11 protein-coding genes are annotated in these 18,749 nt (G+C 67.4%); 4 read left to right on the top strand and 7 right to left on the bottom strand.

Going from position 1 to position 18,749, the window contains the following annotated elements; translation table 11 throughout:
- Positions 1-216, bottom strand: a 216-nt coding sequence (locus DM816_RS29150) for a hypothetical protein (RefSeq protein WP_211588905.1), incomplete at its 3' end; no start/stop codon positions are given.
- A 65-nt stretch (positions 217-281) separates the two neighbouring features.
- Between DM816_RS29150 and DM816_RS29145 the strand changes: the two genes are divergently transcribed.
- Genes DM816_RS29145 through DM816_RS29135 form a run of 3 tightly spaced genes read left to right on the top strand, consistent with a single transcriptional unit; the run spans position 282 to position 2,280 of the window.
- Positions 282-839, top strand: a complete 558-nt coding sequence (locus tag DM816_RS29145; RefSeq protein WP_117213592.1) for an RNA polymerase sigma factor — start codon at positions 282-284, stop codon at positions 837-839.
- Between the two features lie 36 nt (positions 840-875).
- On the top strand, positions 876-1,601 hold the full coding sequence (locus DM816_RS43005; protein WP_162907948.1) for a hypothetical protein: 726 nt from the start codon (positions 876-878) through the stop codon (positions 1,599-1,601).
- 31 nt (positions 1,602-1,632) lie between these two features.
- On the top strand, positions 1,633-2,280 hold the full coding sequence (locus DM816_RS29135; protein ID WP_162907947.1) for an LPXTG cell wall anchor domain-containing protein: 648 nt from the start codon (positions 1,633-1,635) through the stop codon (positions 2,278-2,280).
- Between the two features lie 64 nt (positions 2,281-2,344).
- On the opposite strand, the gene DM816_RS29130 is transcribed toward DM816_RS29135, so the two are convergent.
- From DM816_RS29130 to DM816_RS29105, 5 genes are all read right to left on the bottom strand, one after another.
- Positions 2,345-4,246, bottom strand: a complete 1,902-nt coding sequence (locus tag DM816_RS29130; RefSeq protein WP_117213589.1) for a M14 family zinc carboxypeptidase — start codon at positions 4,244-4,246, stop codon at positions 2,345-2,347.
- A gap of 10 nt (positions 4,247-4,256) precedes the next feature.
- Positions 4,257-13,667 (bottom strand): calcium-binding protein, encoded by a 9,411-nt coding sequence (locus DM816_RS29125; RefSeq protein WP_117213588.1) that lies wholly within the window; start codon positions 13,665-13,667, stop codon positions 4,257-4,259.
- Between the two features lie 239 nt (positions 13,668-13,906).
- Complete coding sequence (locus DM816_RS29120) at positions 13,907-15,160, bottom strand: cysteine desulfurase (protein ID WP_117213587.1); 1,254 nt, start codon at positions 15,158-15,160, stop codon at positions 13,907-13,909.
- A 6-nt stretch (positions 15,161-15,166) separates the two neighbouring features.
- Entirely contained in the window at positions 15,167-16,111 is a 945-nt protein-coding gene (locus DM816_RS29115; protein WP_117213586.1) for a family 2A encapsulin nanocompartment shell protein, read from the bottom strand.
- A 291-nt stretch (positions 16,112-16,402) separates the two neighbouring features.
- A complete protein-coding gene (locus DM816_RS29105; RefSeq protein WP_117213585.1) occupies positions 16,403-17,353 on the bottom strand; it encodes a sugar kinase in 951 nt (316 codons plus the stop codon).
- A 50-nt stretch (positions 17,354-17,403) separates the two neighbouring features.
- On the opposite strand from DM816_RS29105, the gene DM816_RS29100 reads away from it, so the two are divergent.
- Entirely contained in the window at positions 17,404-18,003 is a 600-nt protein-coding gene (locus DM816_RS29100) for a bifunctional 4-hydroxy-2-oxoglutarate aldolase/2-dehydro-3-deoxy-phosphogluconate aldolase (RefSeq protein WP_117213584.1), read from the top strand.
- Positions 18,004-18,111: 108 nt separating this feature from the next.
- On the opposite strand, the gene DM816_RS29095 is transcribed toward DM816_RS29100, so the two are convergent.
- The coding region (locus DM816_RS29095; protein ID WP_162907946.1) for a GGDEF domain-containing protein at positions 18,112-18,749 on the bottom strand (638 nt) is incomplete at its 5' end.

Genomic DNA, 18,749 nt, shown 5'->3' with positions numbered 1-18,749 from the left:
CGGCGCGGCGGGCGCGCTCGGCGCGGGTGCGGGCGCGACCTCGGCGCCGCGCTGGACGCTCTCGGGCCAGCCGGGCAGCGGCACGGGCGAGGAGGTCAGCAAGCCGGCGAACAGCGTGATGAGACCGAGCACCAGGAACACGCCGAGACCACCGCCGAGCACGATGGCGGCACGGCGGCGGCGGCCTGTGAGATCCACAAATACGGGCTTTCTCATCGGTAGTAAGAAGCGCGACCCAAGACGGCTTTGTCACACCGCCGTTTTGTGTGCAGAATCCATCAGTGACCGAGGACCTGTCATCCGCCATCGAGGCTGCCCGCCGCGGCGATGAGCAGGCATTTCGGGAGATTTACCGGGCAATTCAGCCCGGTTTGCTGCGCTATCTACAGGTCCTGGTCGGCGCCGACGCCGAGGACGTCGCCTCCGAGACGTGGCTTCAGGTGGTGCGTGATCTGCCCAACTTCAAGGGCGACGGGATGGGCTTCCGCCGCTGGACGGTCACGATCGGCCGCAACCGGTCCATGGACCACCTGCGGCATCACCAGCGCCGCCCGGCCGTGAGCCTGCCGGTCGAGGCGATGACCGAGATGGCCGCCTCGGACGATACGGAGGCCCTGGCCATGCAGGCGTTGTCCACCGACAACGCACTCGCGCTGATCGCCACCCTGCCGCCCGATCAGGCGGAGGCGGTGCTGCTGCGGGCCGTGATCGGGCTCGACGCGGAGTCGGCGGCCAAGGTGCTGGGCAAGCGTTCCGGCGCGGTCAGGACCGCGGCCTACCGTGGACTGCGGAGGTTGAACGAGGTACTCGGCCGGACCAGCGCGTCCACGGACGGGTGACATTTGTGATGGCCGACGACGCTAAAGAGAGATGAGATGACCGACCACGAGGACCACCTGGATCGCGAGACCGCCGAGCGCCTGCTCGACGGCGCTGCGTCGTCCCGTGGCACCGGTCCCGTGGTCAACCACGCGGCCGGCCCTTTGGCAGACCTTTTGGCCAGCGCGGCGGCGCCGGCCCGGCCGCACGAGCTGTCCAATGAGGACAATGCGGTGCTGGCGTTTCGCGCGGCGGTGGGGCTGGCCTACCCGCGCCCGGCCAAGTGGCGCCGGATGTTCACCTTCAAGGTCGTCGCGGCCGTGCTCGCGGCGTTCACGGTCGGCGGCCTCGCGTTCGCCTCCAGCACGGGGATCATCCCCGCCCCGTTCGAGACCAACCGGGTCCCGGCTCCCTCCACGACCACGACGACGCCCGGGCCGAGGCCCACGACGACGACGGCGGCACCGACACCGGCGCCCAGCTCCGCGATCACCGATGAAGAGGTGCGCGGGCTGTGCAACGCATACCTGGAGCGGCCCAGTGAGGAGCGGGGCAGGGCGCTGCAGAGCCCGGCGTTCCGGCGGCTCGTCGAGGCCGCGGGCGGCACCGAAAACGTGCCGGGCATGTGCGCGCAGCCCGGCCCCGGTGGCGGCGGAGAAGGCAACAAACCCGACAAGAGCCACCCGGCCAAACCCAGCAAGCCGGCAGCGGCCGAACCGGGCCAAGCCCCGGCGACCGAGCACGGCAGGGCCCCGCTTACGGGCAGGCCAGACGCTCGGTGACATAAACGGGCGCACCGTCGCTATTCGGGTCATGCGCCGTTTGCTCACCATTGGATCACTCGTGCTCGCCACGGCCATGTGGACTCCCACGGCCGCCTGGGCGGACACCACAATCAACATCAATCCCGGCAGCCTGAACAAGACTGCCCTGCAGTTCTCCCAGATCTGCGACCCCAACCAGGGCGGAGGTCCCTATCCGGGCAAGGACGTCTGGGTCTTCAATTTGCCCAACGACTCCAACAAGGCCGGCGTGTTCGTCTCGGTCACCGCGACCTGGACCACCCCCGACGGCCCAGTGACACGGACGATTCCGACCGATGGCGGCGCAATCGTCGGCGGCGACAAGGGCACCAGCAAGGCCTACATCGTGCTGCCTGCGGGATGGACCATCACGGCGGCCACCGCGGTCATCACGGGCGTGGCCGACAAGTTCGTCGTGACCCACACGTGCGCCGACAAGCCGACCGGAAACCCGTCCAACACCCCCACACCAAGCCCGAATCCCGCCAGCCCCGACCCGTCATCGAGCGCAGGCACGCCGCCTGGTGGCGGTGGCCCTGGCGGATCACTTCCGCTGACCGGCTCGACCACCACCGTTCTCCTGACGCTCGGCGCCATCGCCATCGCGGCCGGAGTCGCCCTCCGCTACCTCTACCGCCGCCGGCGGCCCATCCTCTGAACCGCTTCCCGATAGCCAGCGGCGCCGCCCACGGGTTGACCGGGGCGGCGCCGCTGCCGGCGGGTTATCTGAGCGTGAGGGTCCAGGTGTCGAGTTTGCCGCTGTCGCCGCTCACGCCGTCGAGCAGGTCGAGCTTCCAGACTCCGTCGGCCGCCTCGCCCGACAGATCGAGGGTGTAGAGGCGGTCGATGTTGTTGACCGGCCCGCCGTTGCGGTCATGCAAGGCAAATGTGGTACCGGACGGGGAGATGAGGTTGACGCGCAGGTCACCGATGTAGCTGTGCACGACCTTGAGCTGCACGGTGGCCGTGGTGTGGCCGTTACCGCCGCACGAGGCGATGGTGACGGTGCTCGTGGCCTTGCTCGTGCCGTCCGGAATGGACAGGTCAGTGCCGTTGGTGGCCGTGCACTCGGGCTTGCCTGTGACCGTGAGCGTCACCCGCGTCGTGCGGACCGTGCCTGCCGAGCCGACTCCCGTGATGACGACGGTGTACGTGCCCTGTGTGGTCGCCGCGGTCGTGTTGATCGTGACCGTGTGCGCACTGCCGTCGGTCGGGACGCTGAACGAGCTGAACCCGACCGTCGCACCGGCCGGCATGCCGGTGGCGCTCAGCGATACGAGCTGATCGGCGCCCGCCGTCTTGGCCGCGCTCAAGCTGAACGACGTGTTGCCGCCCTGCGCGACCGTGGCCGTGGCCGGAGCCGTCAGGCTGTAGTCGTTGGCCGCCGGGCAGTTCGCCGCCTCCTTGCCAATGCTCCTATATGGACAATCGGCCCATGTCGCGAAGCGCACCAGCGCGTCCCGGTTGCGCGAGGTCTCCACCGGAATCACCGACGCCGGCGGATAGAACTCCAACGGGTTGGACTCCTTCGGGAACATCTCGAACGTGAACGAGAAGATCTTCTGATCGCCCCACAGCCAGTCGTCGATGCTCCCGTCGGTGATGTACAGCCCGCTCGCCTGCGCCGGCCAGTACCCGTTGGACAGCGCCATCTCCGTGCCGATCGCCTTGTGCACGTTGTACTGGTCGGCGGTCATCCCGCTGACCACCGTGCTCGTCGTGTAGCCGAACGGCCACAGCACCAACTCCGAGAACGTGTGGATGTCCAGCGCCAGCTTGATCTGCTGCACCCCACCTACCCGGCGCGTGAGCACGAAGTCCTTGACCGCCTTGGCTTCCGGGGCCGAGAACGCCGACGGGCCGCGATACGTGTCGCTGGACTTACTGCCCGACGAGCCGCCGCAGCAGCCCCACTTGTAGGCCCAGTTGCGGTTCAGATCGGTGAACAGTGGATTGGAAGCCGCGTCCCGCTGCCGGTTCTTGCGCCAGTGCTGATAGTTGGCGCCCCCGAGATCGTGGGTCACCCCGTCCGGGTTCACCATCGGGATGATCCAGATCTCGCGCGTGTTGACGATCTCCGTGATCTTCGGGTCGACCCCGTACTGCGTGGTGAGCAGGTTGGCCAGGGCGAGCGCCATCTCCACGGTCAGGTGCTCGCGAGCGTGCTGATTGGCCGTGAACAGCATCTCCGGCTCGTCCTCGTCCGTGCCCACGTTGTCGGAGATCTTCAACATGTGCAGGTCGCGTCCCTCGAACGATTGCCCGATGACGCTCTTGCTCACCAGCGCCGGGAAAGCACCCGCGATCCGGTTGACCTCCGCGGCCATCTCCGCGAAATCGGTGTACCCGGGGTCCACCGGCGTCGCGGCGACCGTCAGCGACAGATCGTCCACTTTGAACCCCTGCTTGCGCAGGGCGGAGGCCTGCTCCGGTTTGCCCTTCACATACAGGATGCCGTGCTCGAAGTAGTCGACCTCCATCCCGGCCTTGCGGACGGCCTCGTCCTGTTCGAGCGTCTTGACGTTGCGAATGGCGTACGAACGGTGCTCCGGCTGGGCCGTGGCCACCCCCGCAGGGGTGGCCACGGCGACTACAGCCAGAGCCAGTGCGAGCAGAAGTCGCATCAGCCCTCCATTAATCGGTGCACGAAACCGGGTCGTCGAAGTGGCCCGGAGTGCCCGGGTAGGCCCGGCCGGCGCCGTGTTCGGTGGTGTCTGACTGATAGGTGTAGGCGAGCTCACGGAAGGCGGATGTGCCGGCCGTTGTCACATCGGCGGCCGTGCGGCCCGCGCCGGACGCCCACGCCACCATGGTCAGGAACTCCTGCATGGACGGGCTGTGCTGACGGATGTCGTTGTACCCGCCGTAGGCCGCGTTGCAGTGCGTGTACAGGTTGTACGCGCCGTTCCAGTCCATCAGCCGGTCACCGGCGTTCGGTCCGTTCTGGGCCACGTCGGCCTGCATCGCGTCGCGATCCCAACCGCCGTAGATCCAATCGGTACCCTGATGATGCTGATTGTCCACAATGGACGCGTTGTGCATGTCCGTCATCGTGAACCAGACGCACGGGTCGAACGTCGTCCCGTTGACCGTCACCGGCCAGCGGCCCGCCACGCACGTCGCGAACTCGCCACGCGGCTTCATGTCCAGCAGGTCCGAACCGAACGCCTCATCGATCGACTCGCCCGACCCACCGAACGTGTGGTCGATGAACCGGTCGTTGAGACCGCGCGAGTCCGGGTTGAACACGCCGCCCGTCAGACAGTCGGGCGTTGCCGCGTCGAGCACCGGGTCGCAACCCTTGCCGCCCCACAGGACATCGGAGCCGTGCGAGCCGAAGATGTCGTCGCCTCCGCTGTCGCCGTTGATGAGGTCGTTGCCCCAGCCGCCGTGGATGTTGTCGTCACCGGAGCCACCGCGGATCAGATCGCTGTCACCGCGTGCGAGCCCGTTGTGCGGCGTGTTGTCGATCCACGTGTCGCCGTCGGTGTCGGCGAGCAGGTCCACGCGCCGGTCGTAGGAGCCGAGCCGGAACCCGGTGAACGTCTCCTGCGGCACCATCGACAGCGTCAGCGTGAAGCCGAGCGCCGCGACGTCATCGGCGTTCAGGTGCTGGTTCACCACGCCGCCGCGGTCGCCGAGGATCGCGTCCTCGCCGGCCTCGCCGAAGATGGTGTCCGCGCCGAGCTCGCCGAACAGGTCGTCGTTGCCGTCGCCACCGTAGATGGTGTCGTCCCCGTCCTGGCCCCACACGCCGTCGTTGCCGCCGTCGCCGAACAGCTGGTCGCCGCCGAACGCGCCGCCCGGCTCACACGTGAGCAAGGCCGCCGTGCAGAAGCGGGTGGACGGTCCCGGAAGCGCCGGGTCGTGCGTGCGCACGACGGTGGCCTGCGTCAGGTCGGCACCGGTCGGGTACCGCTCGGTGTAGACCTTCTCCGAGCCGTTGACGATGGTCCGCAGCAGCGAACCGTTGTCGCCCAACAGGACGTCGTCGTGCCCGTTGCCCCGGATGACATCCCCTGCGTCCCTGAACCCGACGCGCGTGCTGCCACCGATCAGGTCGTCCTGACCGTCCGGTGTGGACGGCTCGGCCGGCGTTGGGCTTCCAGGCCACGGCTGCGGGTCCAGGGCTCCGATCGGCGCGTCACCGAGGATGGTGTCCGCCCCGCCATTGCCCTCGGCGTAGTCACCGTCACCGCCGCCGGACAGGAAGTCTGAACCGTCCTGTCCCCAGGCCATGTCCACGCCGTTCTCGCCGCTGATCCGGTCATCACCGAACGTGGCGGTGTCCAAAAGCGACACTATGCGAGGAGTAGACCCGACCCGCACCGTCACCGACGTCGGCTGGTCGCCGGGCAGCAGGCGCAGGATCACGCCGTTGTCGCCGAGCATGACGTCGGACTGGGCGCCGCCGAACAACGCGTCCGCCTCATCCGGCGTACCCGTGTGGGAGCCGCCGACCAGGTCGTCGTTGCCGAGGTTGCCCTCCACCCAGTCGATGCCCTGCCCACCTTCGGCGTAGTCGTCGCCCGACCCGCCCTTCACGCGGTCGGTCGCGTGCTGCGCGAGCAACACGTCGTCGGACGAACCACCCTCGATGAGGTCGGCCCCTCCAACACCCAGGAGCGTGATGGCCCTCTGGGGCACGCTGCGCCCCTGCACCAACCGAGTAGGCGTCCCGTCCGCGAACACCGCGTTGTCGCCCGCGATCAGGTCCTCGTCGGCGTCACCGAACAGGAAGTCGCCCACGTCCGGCTTCTCCACGGACGAACCACCGATGATCTGGTCCTTGCCCGTGTTTCCGTTGACCGTGTCGGAGTCGTTGTTGCCCTCCAGATAGTCGTCGTTCTCGTTGCCCTGCATGACATCCGGGCCGAGCCCACCGAACGCGCGGTCGTTTTGCGCGCCGCCGAAGATGACGTCGCCCGCGCCCGCGTCGGTCAGCAGACCGTCCAGGTCGTACGGATACGGGGTGTCGTCGCCGTTGTCGCCGACGATCGCGTCCGTGCCGTCCTCGCCGTAGAGGTGGTCGGATCCGTCAAGCGCTGCCGCGGCCCGGCTTCCGCCGTAGATGCGGTCGTTTCCGGTACCGCCGAACGCGCTGTCGTTGCCGCCGTTGCCCTCGATGGTGTCGATGTCGTCGCCGCCGTACAGGCCGTCGTTGTCCTCGTTGCCGTAGACGAAGTCGTCACCGCTGTCGCCCAGGATCTGGTCGCCACCGGGGCCACCCCAGCCCTTGTCGTTGCCCGCGCCGAGGTTCAGCACATCGTCACCGCGCTGGCCGCAGGCCCGGTCGGCGCCGTTGCCCAGATCCGACCGGTCGTTGCCGCTACCGGCCGAGACGACCTCGACGCCGTCGCCGCCGAGGATGAGGTCGGCCGCACCCTGATCGGACGGCGTCACCTGAGCGAACGTGTTGTTGTCGGCGCATGTCTCGTCGACCAGGTACTTGTCGCCGAAGATGGTCGCGCCGCCGTCACCGCCGATGATGTGGTCGCGGTCCAGGCCGCCCACGAGCAGCTTGGTCTGCGACTGCACGCCCGCTGGGAGCGGAGTGTGGGTCACCGTCCGGAGCGGACCGTAGCCGTCATCGGCTCCGGCCTCGCCGACCTCGGCCGGCTCGGCGATGACGTAATCGTCGCCCGGTCCGCCGAAGATCTGGTCGGTACCGAACCCGCCGAGCAGGACGTCGTTGGCCCCATAACCGTAGATCTTCCCGGTCTGGTTGTTGGCCGAGTGCGACGTCACGAGCTCGACGCCCGCGCTGCCGTGCACGACGTCCTCGCCGCCTGCCGTGTCGATGTTGTTGACCAGCCCGACGTCGCCCTCGCCCGCATCGTCCACACTGGACGGCACGGTTTGCGAGTAGGCGTAAAGGAAGTCGTCGCCGTTACCGCCGTTGATGGTGTCCGCGCCGAGCCCGCCGACGACCGTGTTGCTGCCGTTGGGCGTGGTCTGGTTCACCATCACGCCGAGCACGTCATCGCCACCGTTGCCGTACACGCGGTTGGAGCCGTGTCCGACCGTGATGGTGTCGGCACCCGTGCCACCGTCCACATCGGGCGATGGCTCGGACAGCGCGTTCCAGTTGATGATGTCCTTGATCTGCTTGCCGCCCGCTGTCACGGTGTGCACACCGGCACCGAACGAGCTGTCACCCGCGACGATGCTGTTGCCCTCGCCCGTGGTGATGTTGTCGTTACCGCCGCCGCCGGCGACCCAGGCGAATCCGCCCGCCTGGTCGGCGGTGACGATGGTGTCGTCGCCCAGCCCGCCGTCCACATAGGACGGACCGGTGCCGGTGCGGATGTTGTCCGCGCCGTCCGAGCCCCGCACCACAACGGTCTTGTCGAACTGCTTGGCCTTGGTCGGGTCGCCCGACGGGTGCCCGTCGCCGAGGAACAGCAGCGACATCGAGACCTTGTCGGCGCCCGCGTTGTAGCCCTTGCCGTCGACCACGACGCGCTTCAGGTTCTTGTCCAGGAACTCCTGCTTGCGCCCGAGGCCCTCGACCGCGAACCCGTCGAAGTCGTCGCTCGCGTCGTGGTAGTGGAGCGCGTACACCTTGATGACATCGCCGTTGTACGTGTCCTTGGTGTTGTCCCAGACCTTGTCGCCACGCTGGGCCTCCTTGCCGAAGTTGCCGGCGAAGATGACCAGCGTGTCCTCGCTCACCCCGCCCAGCTCGGGCGGTGGCGGCTCGCAGTCGGGCTGCGCGCGGAAGTCGAGCAGCACGGCGTTGACGAGCGTGAAGCTCCACTTCTTCTTGAACAGGAACAGGTCGATCGTGATGTACACCCGCAGGAACACCGACAGCTGACCACTCGTGGTGAACAGACAGATCGGGTTGACCAGCAGGCGCTGCAGGAACTCACTGGTGCGGAACTTGCCGTCGTTGTTCGGGTCGTTCCAGTTGAAGCCGACCGTCAGACGGATGCCGCCCTCGATACCAACCTTCAAAATCACGACGCTGACCTCGGCGCCGGCCGCGATCTCACCGGTCAGGGTGACCACCGGCACGGCCTTGCCACTGGCGTCGTGCGTCTTGAAGTACAGGCCGTCGAGCAGGCTCACGGCGTCAAGCGACGTGCCGTCGGTCGCCGCCTCGATGGCGTGCCGGATGCCCTTGGTGTCCAGGCCCATGATGAACCGGGCGGTCACCGACGCGCTGCCGGACAGCGTGATGAACACCGGCGGCGGGGCGTAGACCGGGCCGAACGACTGCCGCCAGCTGAACCCGAGCTCCAGCGGGCCGGAGTCGAAGCTGACCAGCTCGACATCCTGGCCGAGCAGGAGGCCGAACAGCGAGGCCGGCTTGTCGAAGATCGGGAACGAGAACCCGGTCTTCTGCGCGTTGGACTTGCCCTGCGCGTCCGGCTCGAACAGCTTGGCACCGTCGGACTTCTGGTCCACCGCCGTCTTGATGGACTCCGGTGACACCGGCTGCGGGTTGGTGATCAGGCTCTCTGCCGCCGCCGGCGACGCGAGCGTGTCCAGCGCCCGATCCGGACGGATGTCGAAGGCACCCAGCGGGATCTTGCACGACGTGGTGCAGTTGGGTATCCGGTTGATGAACTCGATCACCGCCCGGATGGTGTGCACGAAGTCGAGCTTGGGCCCGCCGTTGAGCGTGCTGAACTGTTCGGCCAGCCAGATGAGCGTGATGTCGGGTCCACCGACCGCTCTGGACAGGTCGGACAGCACGGGTATCGGCGCGTACAGCGTGTCGATGACCGGCTGCAGCGGGCCCGTGACCGACTTCAGCTTGCTCAGGATCGGCTTGAAGATCTTCGTGAAGAACGCGCCCACGTCGATGGCGATCTCGTCGAACGAGATGTCGAGGTTGCCCGCCTGCAACGTGCCTGTGTGGTTGGAGATGCCCCACGTGAGCTTGAAGCGCGCGCTGATGCCCGGCAGGGCCGAACCCACCTCGCTGCCCGGGTTGATCTTCGCGGTGAGTTCCCAGTCGATGTTGACGTTCGCGGTCAGCTGCGTCTTGATGAGCGAGCCGAGATCACCGAACTCGCCGAGCGTCAGCTTGGCCGTGTCGTCCGGTGTGCATGGGCTCGGGTCGAAGCAGCTTTCCTCGCCGGGCGACCCCTTGAGGTCGATGGCGAAGTAGGCGTGTGCCAACGGGGTGGTGGTCTTCTTGGCCGCGCTCACCTGAATGAACGCCAGCTGCGCGTCGAGGTCGCCGGTGTCGAACGACGCTCCGATTTGGAGCTCCGGCGACGCGTCCGGCCCGGCGTGGGTCGCGATGTAGAAGCCCTCGGTACGGTCGAGCACCATGTCGAGGTGCAGCTTCCAGCCGAGCTTGACCTGCACGCCGTCGGTGGCGCCCTTCTTCGCCTTCAGCGAGAGACCCGGGATGCCCAGATCGAGCGCGGTCTCCAGCTGCAGGCACTGGTCGCCGGAGCAACCGTCCGCCTTGGACGGTGCGCCCTTGGCCTTGGTGAGCTTGATGTGCACGGCCTGCAGATCGTTGAGGGAGCACGGTTCCGTCACACCCTCGCGACAGGTCACGTTGACCGTCAGGCCCTCGATTCCCAGCTCGTTGATCTTGGCGGTGAGCACATCCTCCAGACCCTGGTTGGTCGCGGGCGCCGTGGCGAGGGCCTCGCCGAACTTAGCCTTGATGTCCTCGCGCAGCTGGTGAATGAACCGCTGGCCCTGCTGCAGGTCCTCACCGACGAGCGGCAGCTTGCCGTCGAAACTGGCGAGCCTAAGAGCCTCTTCGAGCTTTGCGAGGTACCCGTCGATGCCCACATTGAAATCGGTGAGCTTCAGGATCAGGTTCTCCAGACACGGCCCGAGGTCCGGCAGCGTGCTGCTGGTCTGCATGCTCATGTCGATCTGGAACGACAGGATGTTGGTGCCCGCCGGAGGATCGCAGTCGTTGAGGAACACGGGTGCGCGGGCGCACAGGGGCACGTTGGCCCCGCCGATGCCGCCGCCGCAGTCCGTGCCATCGGTGGTCAGCGCAGGCGTGAGGTCAAGCAGCCCTTGGACGACGGGCTTGTCCACTTCGGACGTCGTGCCCAGGCCGAACTTCAAGTTGGCCTGCACGCTCGCGAAGTCGCCCTCCTTGCCCAGCTCCAGGGAGACGGGCCCGGCGCGGGCGGCAAGCGCCACATTGGACGCTGCCGCGGCGACCGTGATGCTCGCCGAGGAGTTGTGGTCCAGCAACGGGGTCACGTCGGTGAACCGGAGCGGGAGCAGCAGCCCGAGCTGAGCGTCGCCGCTGATGTCCAACGACACGTTGCCCGACGAGTCGAGCGTCACCAGGTCACCCACGCCCGACCAGGCGAACGCGAGCGGCGCGGCCGTGCGGAACTTCCGTTTCCAGTCCAGCCCTATGCGGAGGTACGGTCCACCCTCGCGCTGGTCGAGCCGGAAGCTCACGCCGCTGCCGGTGCCGATGGCCTTGTTCACCATGTCCAGCGCGTCCTGCAGGGTCTCCGGCGGATTGGCCAGCAACCGGTCGACCGCCTCCAGCAGCTCGGGGCGGACGGCATACGCCGCACCGTTTTCCGGCGTCGCCGAACCGGCGGCCGCGATCCGCAGGGTCTGCCCGTCGACGAAGTCGAGGATCCGGTACGCCTTGGATCCAATCACGACGGTGCGGTCCTTGAGCTTGTCGGTGAAGGCCGACCCGCCCTCCCGCGCGGCGTCCTTGAGCAGGAAGTTGGAGCCGTCGGCGGTGTAGGTGACCTTGGCCCCCACGCCGCTCTCGTCGCTGCCGAGCAGCTCGCGGCCGGACTTGCCGACCAGCGGGATCTCCAGGTCGAGCAGGCCGGAGCCGCCGTTGGCCGTGGCGAGCGCGTTGTTCACCAGCTTGAGCGCCTCGACCACGAGCGCGAACAACGCGTTCGGGTCGTCGGGGTTGAAGTCGAGCTTGAACAGCCCGTCGAGGTTGGTCAGGTTGATCACGGGCTCGCCGCCCGCGATCCAGCTGAAGCTCGCGCCGACGCCCTCGCCGAGCACGCCGGTGTCGCCCGGCACGCTCATCTTGGCGCTGCCGCTCGTGCGCACGCTGGTGGTGATGGCGAACAGCCCGGCCGGGTTGTCCTTCAGCTGCTGAAAAAGCGTGCCGAGGCTGATGTCGCCGCTGTTTTTGAAGCGCACCTCCAGCATGTTCTCGCCGGCGTTGACCGGGCCGACCGCGAGCGAGCCGTTGATGCGTACCTTGAGGAAGCCCACCTTCGCGAAGAAGTCGATCTGCGAGCTGATCGGGAAGCTCGCGGCGAACAGCGGCGAGTTGGCGGTGGTCCGGATGTGCACGCGGTCGGCGTTGGCCGTCGGGCTGCCCAGGTCGTCGCGCAGGTCGAGCACGAGCGTGATGGTGGAGCTGTAGCTGGGCTTCACCTTGGCCAGGCTCAGCTGCGCGTTGGCGCTGCGCAGGCCGACCTTCTTGTCCCCGTCCAGGGTCTCGGTGAACAACCCTCCAAGTTGGACGGAACCGGTGTGCGGCTCCGAGCTGCTGATGACCCACGTGCTGTCATCGGCGGGCCGTCCACCGATCCATTCCCCGGTCAGCGTAATGGAGTTGGCCGTGTTGTCGGCGATCGTGCCGGCCGAGGTGCCCGCGACGACCCGCTGCCCCTTCAGCGCGTGCGGCTCGAACTTGTTCTCGCCCAGCGTGAATCCGCTCGGGGTGAACGTGGCGCCCTTGCCGGAGACTTCGGCACCGCCCGGGTCCAGATTGGATTCTTCGGCATCGCTACGGGCCAGCGTGATCGTGAAGGCCAGCTTCTCGCCGGCGAACTCCAGTGGCACATTGGCCAGCAACCCCTCGTCGCTGAGCAGCTTGAGCAGTTGCTGGATCGAGGTGAACTTCGGCTCCCCGGCGCGGGCCGGATCGTCCACGCCCTCGACGAACTCGGGATCGTCCGGCTTGGGGTGGACCCACTTCTTCAGGAACGCGACGACCTTCTCGTTGATTTTCGTGGCGTCCGCGAACGTGCCCTTGAGGAACGGCAGATCCAGGTTGCCCGCGCCCTTGGACTGCTGCACACCGGCCAGCAGGGTCGCCAGTTGGGCCAGCCCGGAGGCGATGTCGAGCGGGCTCATGTTGCGGAACTTGGCGATCGTCCCGTCCAGCCCGGTGGTGGTCACGTTGGGCGTGCCGGTGCCGATGTTCGGCCACGACACGCTGATGGTCGCGTCCAGCGTCGGGAGCCCGAGCGGGGCGCCGGTCGCGGCGGCGCCGAGCTTGATGAGCGCGTTCACCGAGCCGGGCCCGGCCTCGTCCTCGGTGTCGGAAATCTTCCCGCCGCCGCTGGAGTCGAGTCCGATGTGGAGCAGCCCGGACAGCGAGCCGCTCGCGCTGAGCTCGCCGCCGGCCCCGAACGCGAGCTTGCCATCGCCGTTGGGGTCGTTCACCTTCACCACGAAGTGGGACGACGCCGTCAGCGTCGTCTCCCCACCGAGCAGCGCCACCTCAAGGATGCCCACGCTCGCACTGGCCGCGCTGAGGTCCGCCCGGAAGTGGGCAACCGCGTCGATGTCCAGCCGCGGCGCGTCGCCGTCCTTCACCAGAAACGCCTGCCCGGCGAGATATTTCGCCTTCAGCCGCAGCGTCGCCCAGCCGGTGATGTCCACCGCGCTGGCCGCTGTGATCCCCGCGACCGTGAAATCCTTGGCGTTGGCCGTCTTCTTCACCAGCAGCACGACGTCGAGCAGCTTCCCGCCGTCGGCCTCGTCGGACACCCCGCTGAACAGCCGCGCTCCCCCACCCAGATCGCGGTTGTCGTTGGTCAGCCCATGCGCGGCGAGCGCGTCGGAGACCGTCTTCACGAGCTTGTCGGCGTCCACAAGGGACCCCGGGCTCACGTCCAGCAGCGGCAGCGGCGCAGCGAGCTGGCCCACACGGCTCAGCCCGGCCTCGGCCCACCCGGCCGTCTCTTGCACGACTTGTTTAAGGCCCGTCTCCCACTCCGGTGGGTTCGCCTTGGCGGGCTCTACGGCCACCACCAGGGCAATTGGCACCGCCACGGCGACAGCGAGCAGCTGACAGAGGGCACGACCGAACCGTTGAAGTCTCATCTCTGACTCCAATAAAGCGATTTGGTTCGACAGCGCGCACCACTGACGAAGAGTTGTCGGGCGGATCAGATCAGAACGATTGACCCCCGGCAATCTCACTGTCGCTTTGCTGACACCGGAGAGCGACGAACGGACTACCCCTCGTGACCTACCATGTCTGCCAAGATGATCGGCTCAGCGGCGGCGACGCTGCCATGGTCAAGCACGTCGCCGACCGCGTTGGCGCCCACGCTCGATTTCTATCCAGTGAGGCGACTCAGTGCCATGACGAGCCGGTCCACCTCGTCGCGGGTGTTGTACATGGCCAGCGACGAACGCACCGTGGCGTCCAGCCCGAACCGGCGCAGGATCGGCAGGGCACAGTGGTGCCCGGACCGCACGGCGAAGCCGTGACGGTCGAGCGCCGTGCCTATCTCATCGGGGTGGTGTCCGTTGAGCACGAAGGAGAGCACGCTCGCTTTCTCCTGTGCGGTGCCGATCAGGCGCAGGCCCGGCACGGTCAGCATCGCCCCGGTGGCATAGGCGAGCAGCTCGTGCTCATACCGGGCCACGTTCGCCACCCCGAGTCGGTCCAGGTAGTCCAGTGCCGCACCAAGCGCGATCGCCGCGGCGATGCTGGCGGTGCCGGCCTCGAACCGGGCCGGCGGGTCCTGGTAGGTGGCGCGTTCGAGGGTGACGTCGCGGATCATGCTGCCGCCACCGTGCCAAGGCGGCATCGCCGTAAGTACCTCAGGCTTTCCGTAGAGGACACCGATGCCGGTGGGGCCGAACACCTTGTGGCCGGAGAAGGTGTAGAAGTCCGCGTCGAGCGTGGTCACGTCCACGGGCATGTGCGCAACCGCCTGGGCGCCGTCGATCAGCACCCGAGCGCCGGCTGCGTGGGCCGCCGCGGTCATCTCGCGCACCGGAAGCACGGTGCCGAGCGCGTTCGACACGTGCGCGAAGGCCACGAGCCGGGTGCGGGGCGTCAGCAGGCTCACGTACCGGTCGAACATCACTTGACCGGTGTCGTCCACCGGGGCGGCCAACAGTTTGGCGCCTTTCTCGGCGGCGAGCATCTGCCATGGCACGAGGTTCGAATGGTGCTCCAGATAAGTGATCACGATCTCGTCGCCGGCCCCAACCTCCTGCCGGCCCCAGGTCTGCGCCACCAGGTTGATCGCCTCGGTGGTCCCCCGGACGAACACGATGGTGTTACTGGAAGGTGCGCCGAGGAACCGGGCCACCGTCTCGCGCGCCGCCTCGAAGGCCTCGGTTGCCTGCCTTGCGAGCTGGTGCGCGCCACGGTGGATGTTGGAGTTTTCGTGGGCGTAGAAGGAGGACAGCCGGTCGATCACCGCCCACGGTTTCTGCGTGGTCGCGGCATTGTCCAGCCACACCAACGGGTATCCGTTGACACGCTGAGCAAGAATCGGGAAGTCCCTTCGAATCGCGTGCACATCGAAGTACGAGCAGCCCTCGGCGAGGAAGTAGTACGACACCGGTGTGGACATCGTGCATCACCGATAGCTGAACGGATAGGTGTGGAATTTGTCGATCTCGACGTCGTCGAGAACGGCGAGCGCATCGTCAGTCATCACCGCGAGCGAGAAGTAAAGGGAGACAAGGTACGTCGCGATCGCCTGGCGGTCGATGCTCATGAGCCGGACTGACAGCCCTGGACCCCGCTCGCCGTCGACACCGGACTGGTAAAGGCCGATGACACCCTGTCGCTTCTCGCCCGTCCGCAAGAGCAGGAAGGATGTCTTCCCGTCCGCCACGGGCACCTTGTCCGAGGGGACGATGGGAATCCCGCGCCATGTGATGAACTGCACGCCGTCGATGCTGACCGTCGCCGGTGGTACGCCACGCCGGGTGCATTCACGGCCGAACGCGGCGACCGCGAGCGGATGGGTCAGGAAAAACGCCGGCTTCTTCCACACCTTCGTGATGAGCTGGTCGAGGTCATCCGGGGTGGGTGGACCATCCAATGTGGATAGACGCTGGGCGTCGGCAACGCTGGCCAACATTCCATAATCGGGATGTGTGATGATGTCGCGCTCCTGACGTTCTTTCAGCGCCTCCACCACCAGCCGCAGCTGCTCCTCCATCTGGTCGTAAGGCCTGCGGTGCAGGTCCGCGACTCGCGTGTTCACCGCGAGCGAGCTGCTCAGGTTGCGGACGAAGTACTCCCGCGGCGCCGGTTCATAATCCACAAAGGTTTCCGCGAGTTCGACCTCGGCCTGCTCCGGGTCGCTGATCTCGATGGCCTCCGGATTTCTCACCTGGTTCACCCGGTACACGCCGGCTTCCACCGGCACCCACGGCAGCATCTGAAGCAGCCAACGAGGGCTGATAATCGGTAGTTGCGCCACGCTCTTCGTGGTGTGAGTGAGCTGCCTCGCGGAGAGGTGGCCAAGGGCCCGCTGGGCCTGTATTTCTTCGCTCGATACGGGGACAGACATGCGGATTCCCTCCCTCAGATCGTTTTTCGGGGCCGGGCACGCGATGAGGATGATTTCACCCTGCGCAACCGGGTCAGTACGCAGAGCCTAATAGAAAGAATGAGATCGTATCGCCCCACACTGTGTCTATTTTCGTGATTCATGTGAATATAGAGGTCAAGGGAAGTGAATCAGCCTTCATCGATGTATGACAGTGACGGCCTACATCTGCACGGCGCATCGTCGCTAGATCAGCCCTGATCGCACCCATTTTCGCGGAGCGTCGCTCGGCGCCGAGCGGGTGGAGTGGACCTATCCGGAGGGCGCGGACTTTGTCGTGCCGGCCGATCCCGACGGCAACCTGTTCTGCGTGGCCGCCTGGCCGGCCGGACTCCAATCGGCCAGTCCGGCGGTATCCCCCGGGGCCGCGATAACGCACGCGGCGAGTTCGTTGCCGAGCCGGGCGGCGTCCACTTGAGACAATCCGCGCAACCGTGCGGCCAGGTAGCCGCCCCCGAACGCGTCACCGGCGCCGACCGGGTCCACAATGGACGTCGCGACCGAGGGCAGATGCGCGCCGGGCACGTAGCACCCGTCGGGCCCCGCCTTGACCACGACCTCGCCCGAAAACGAGGACCGGAATGCGGCGAAGACCTCCTCCGGCGTGGCCGCCCCTAACAGCGGGCCGGCCTCGTCCATGCCCAGGATGAGGATGTCCACGTGTGGCAGAAGCTCCCGCGCGACCTCGATCTGCGCCACACCGAACGCGGGCCGGAAGTTGGGGTCGAAGGCGAGCCGGCACGATCTCGCGAGCTCAAACACGGCCGAGAGCGGACCGTCGCCCAGCATGGGGGTGATCCCGGAGATCGCGACGAGGCGCGGATCGGCCTGCAGCACAAGGGAAGCGTCGTCCATCGCGGACGCCGCCGAGCCGCGCCGGTAGTAGTGCACGCGCCGCTGCCCATCGGGCTGGATGTCCTTGAGGAACAGCCCGGTCGGGCGCGTCGGATCCACCTGGATCAGCGCTGTGCTCACGCCGAGTGCCTCAGCCTCGGCCAGGACCCGCCGCCCCAGCGGATCGTCGCCAACCCGGGTGCATAGGGCCGTGGACGCCCCGGCACGGGCCGCTGCGGCGCAAAGGTTCAGCTCGGCACCGGCCACCGAAACATCCACATTGGACGCAGCCTCCAGGCCGCGTGCCTCGAACAGGACCATCGCCTCGCCGAATCCCAGGATATCCAGGCGGTTGACGGCTTGCGGCATGCGGGTTATCTTCCCGTATCACGCAAGCGAGTTTCAACACTGAGAGCGTCATGGTGCCTGTCGACGCGAGGCTGATCGCGATCGTGCGCCTGCGGTCGGCCGACGGGCTGCTGCGCGCGTGCCAGGAGTTGCTCGATGCGGGCGTGCCCTCCGTCGAGGTCACCCTGACCACGCCCGGCGCGCTCGACGCCATCCAGCGGCTCGGGATCGGGGCCGGGAGTGTGCGCACGCCTTCAGAAGCACGCCAAGCACAGGAAGCCGGGGCCGCGTTCCTCGTCACTCCCACGATACGGCCGCAAGTCGTTGCTGCGGCACAGGTTCCGGTCGTGTGCGGGGCCTTCACCCCGACCGAAGTCGATCTCGCCGCGAGCGAGGGCGCGGCGTTCGTCAAGCTCTTCCCCGCATCGCTGGGCGGGCCACGATACGTGCGCGAGATCCTCGCCCCGATGCCCGATATACCGCTGATCCCGACCGGCGGGGTAAATCTGTCCAACCTCGCCGACTACGCCGCCGCCGGTGCGGTGGGCGTCGGGGTCGGCTCGGCGCTGGCCGATCCGACCCTTGTGGAGGCCCGCGATTGGGCCTCGCTCCGGCAACGCGCACGCGCCTTCGTGCAGGCGGCGGCGACCGCCTGGCCCCATTTGGCATGAGAGAGCCGGCTGGGTTGTCGCTGCGGGGGACCGCGACAACCCAGCCGGGACGCCGACGCACAGGCCCTGGGAGGTGTGGGGCCATGGCGTCATCGCCGTCCGAGGTGTTCAGGCTCTTCGGTAGTGCCGCGCGACCACCCGCGACCGGTAGTAGACGGGCCCTAAGACGACCCGCCCCTTGATGGATTGGTGATCCTGGCCGGCTGCTGCGTGATGGCCGGCCAGGATCGCTTGGGAGCGCGTGGCCCGGCGCATGGCGACTTCGGCGCGCTGCAGGGCTTGGCGCAGGTTCATTGCTTCGTCCACATTGGCCATGCCGACCGATGTGGTGATGCGGACCAGATATCCGGCGACACAGACGGGCTCGCCGAGGGTCCGCGAAAGGTCACGCAGATGCGGGTAGTGCGTGCCGTCGCTCGCGATCGAGCTGGTGACCAGCGCCGCGAGGGTGTGGTCGCCGATGCGGCCGACCACCCCGCCCTTGGTGTAGTCGGAAAGCCTGCGACCCAGGGCCGAGATGATTTGATCGACCGCCAAGGTGCCCAATGTCTCGTTCATCCGCTTGAAGTGTTCGATCTCCACGAGGATGAACACGAGCGGCCGCCGGCTGGAATCGGTCAGCGCGGCCGAACCGAACTCGAAGAAGCCCGATCGGTTGAACAGCCCGGTGAGCGTGTCTTTGCGCGCGACCACCCGCTCGGCGACGAGCTCGTCGTTGAGGCGGGCCACCTCGGCCTCGGCCAGGC

The organism is Allorhizocola rhizosphaerae (genome assembly GCF_003426775.1).
In the GTDB taxonomy this organism is placed as follows: Bacteria; Actinomycetota; Actinomycetes; order Mycobacteriales; family Micromonosporaceae; genus Allorhizocola; species Allorhizocola rhizosphaerae.
The sequence above is the reverse complement of the archived record's forward strand: the minus strand, read 5'-3'. Positions and strand labels throughout refer to the sequence as shown.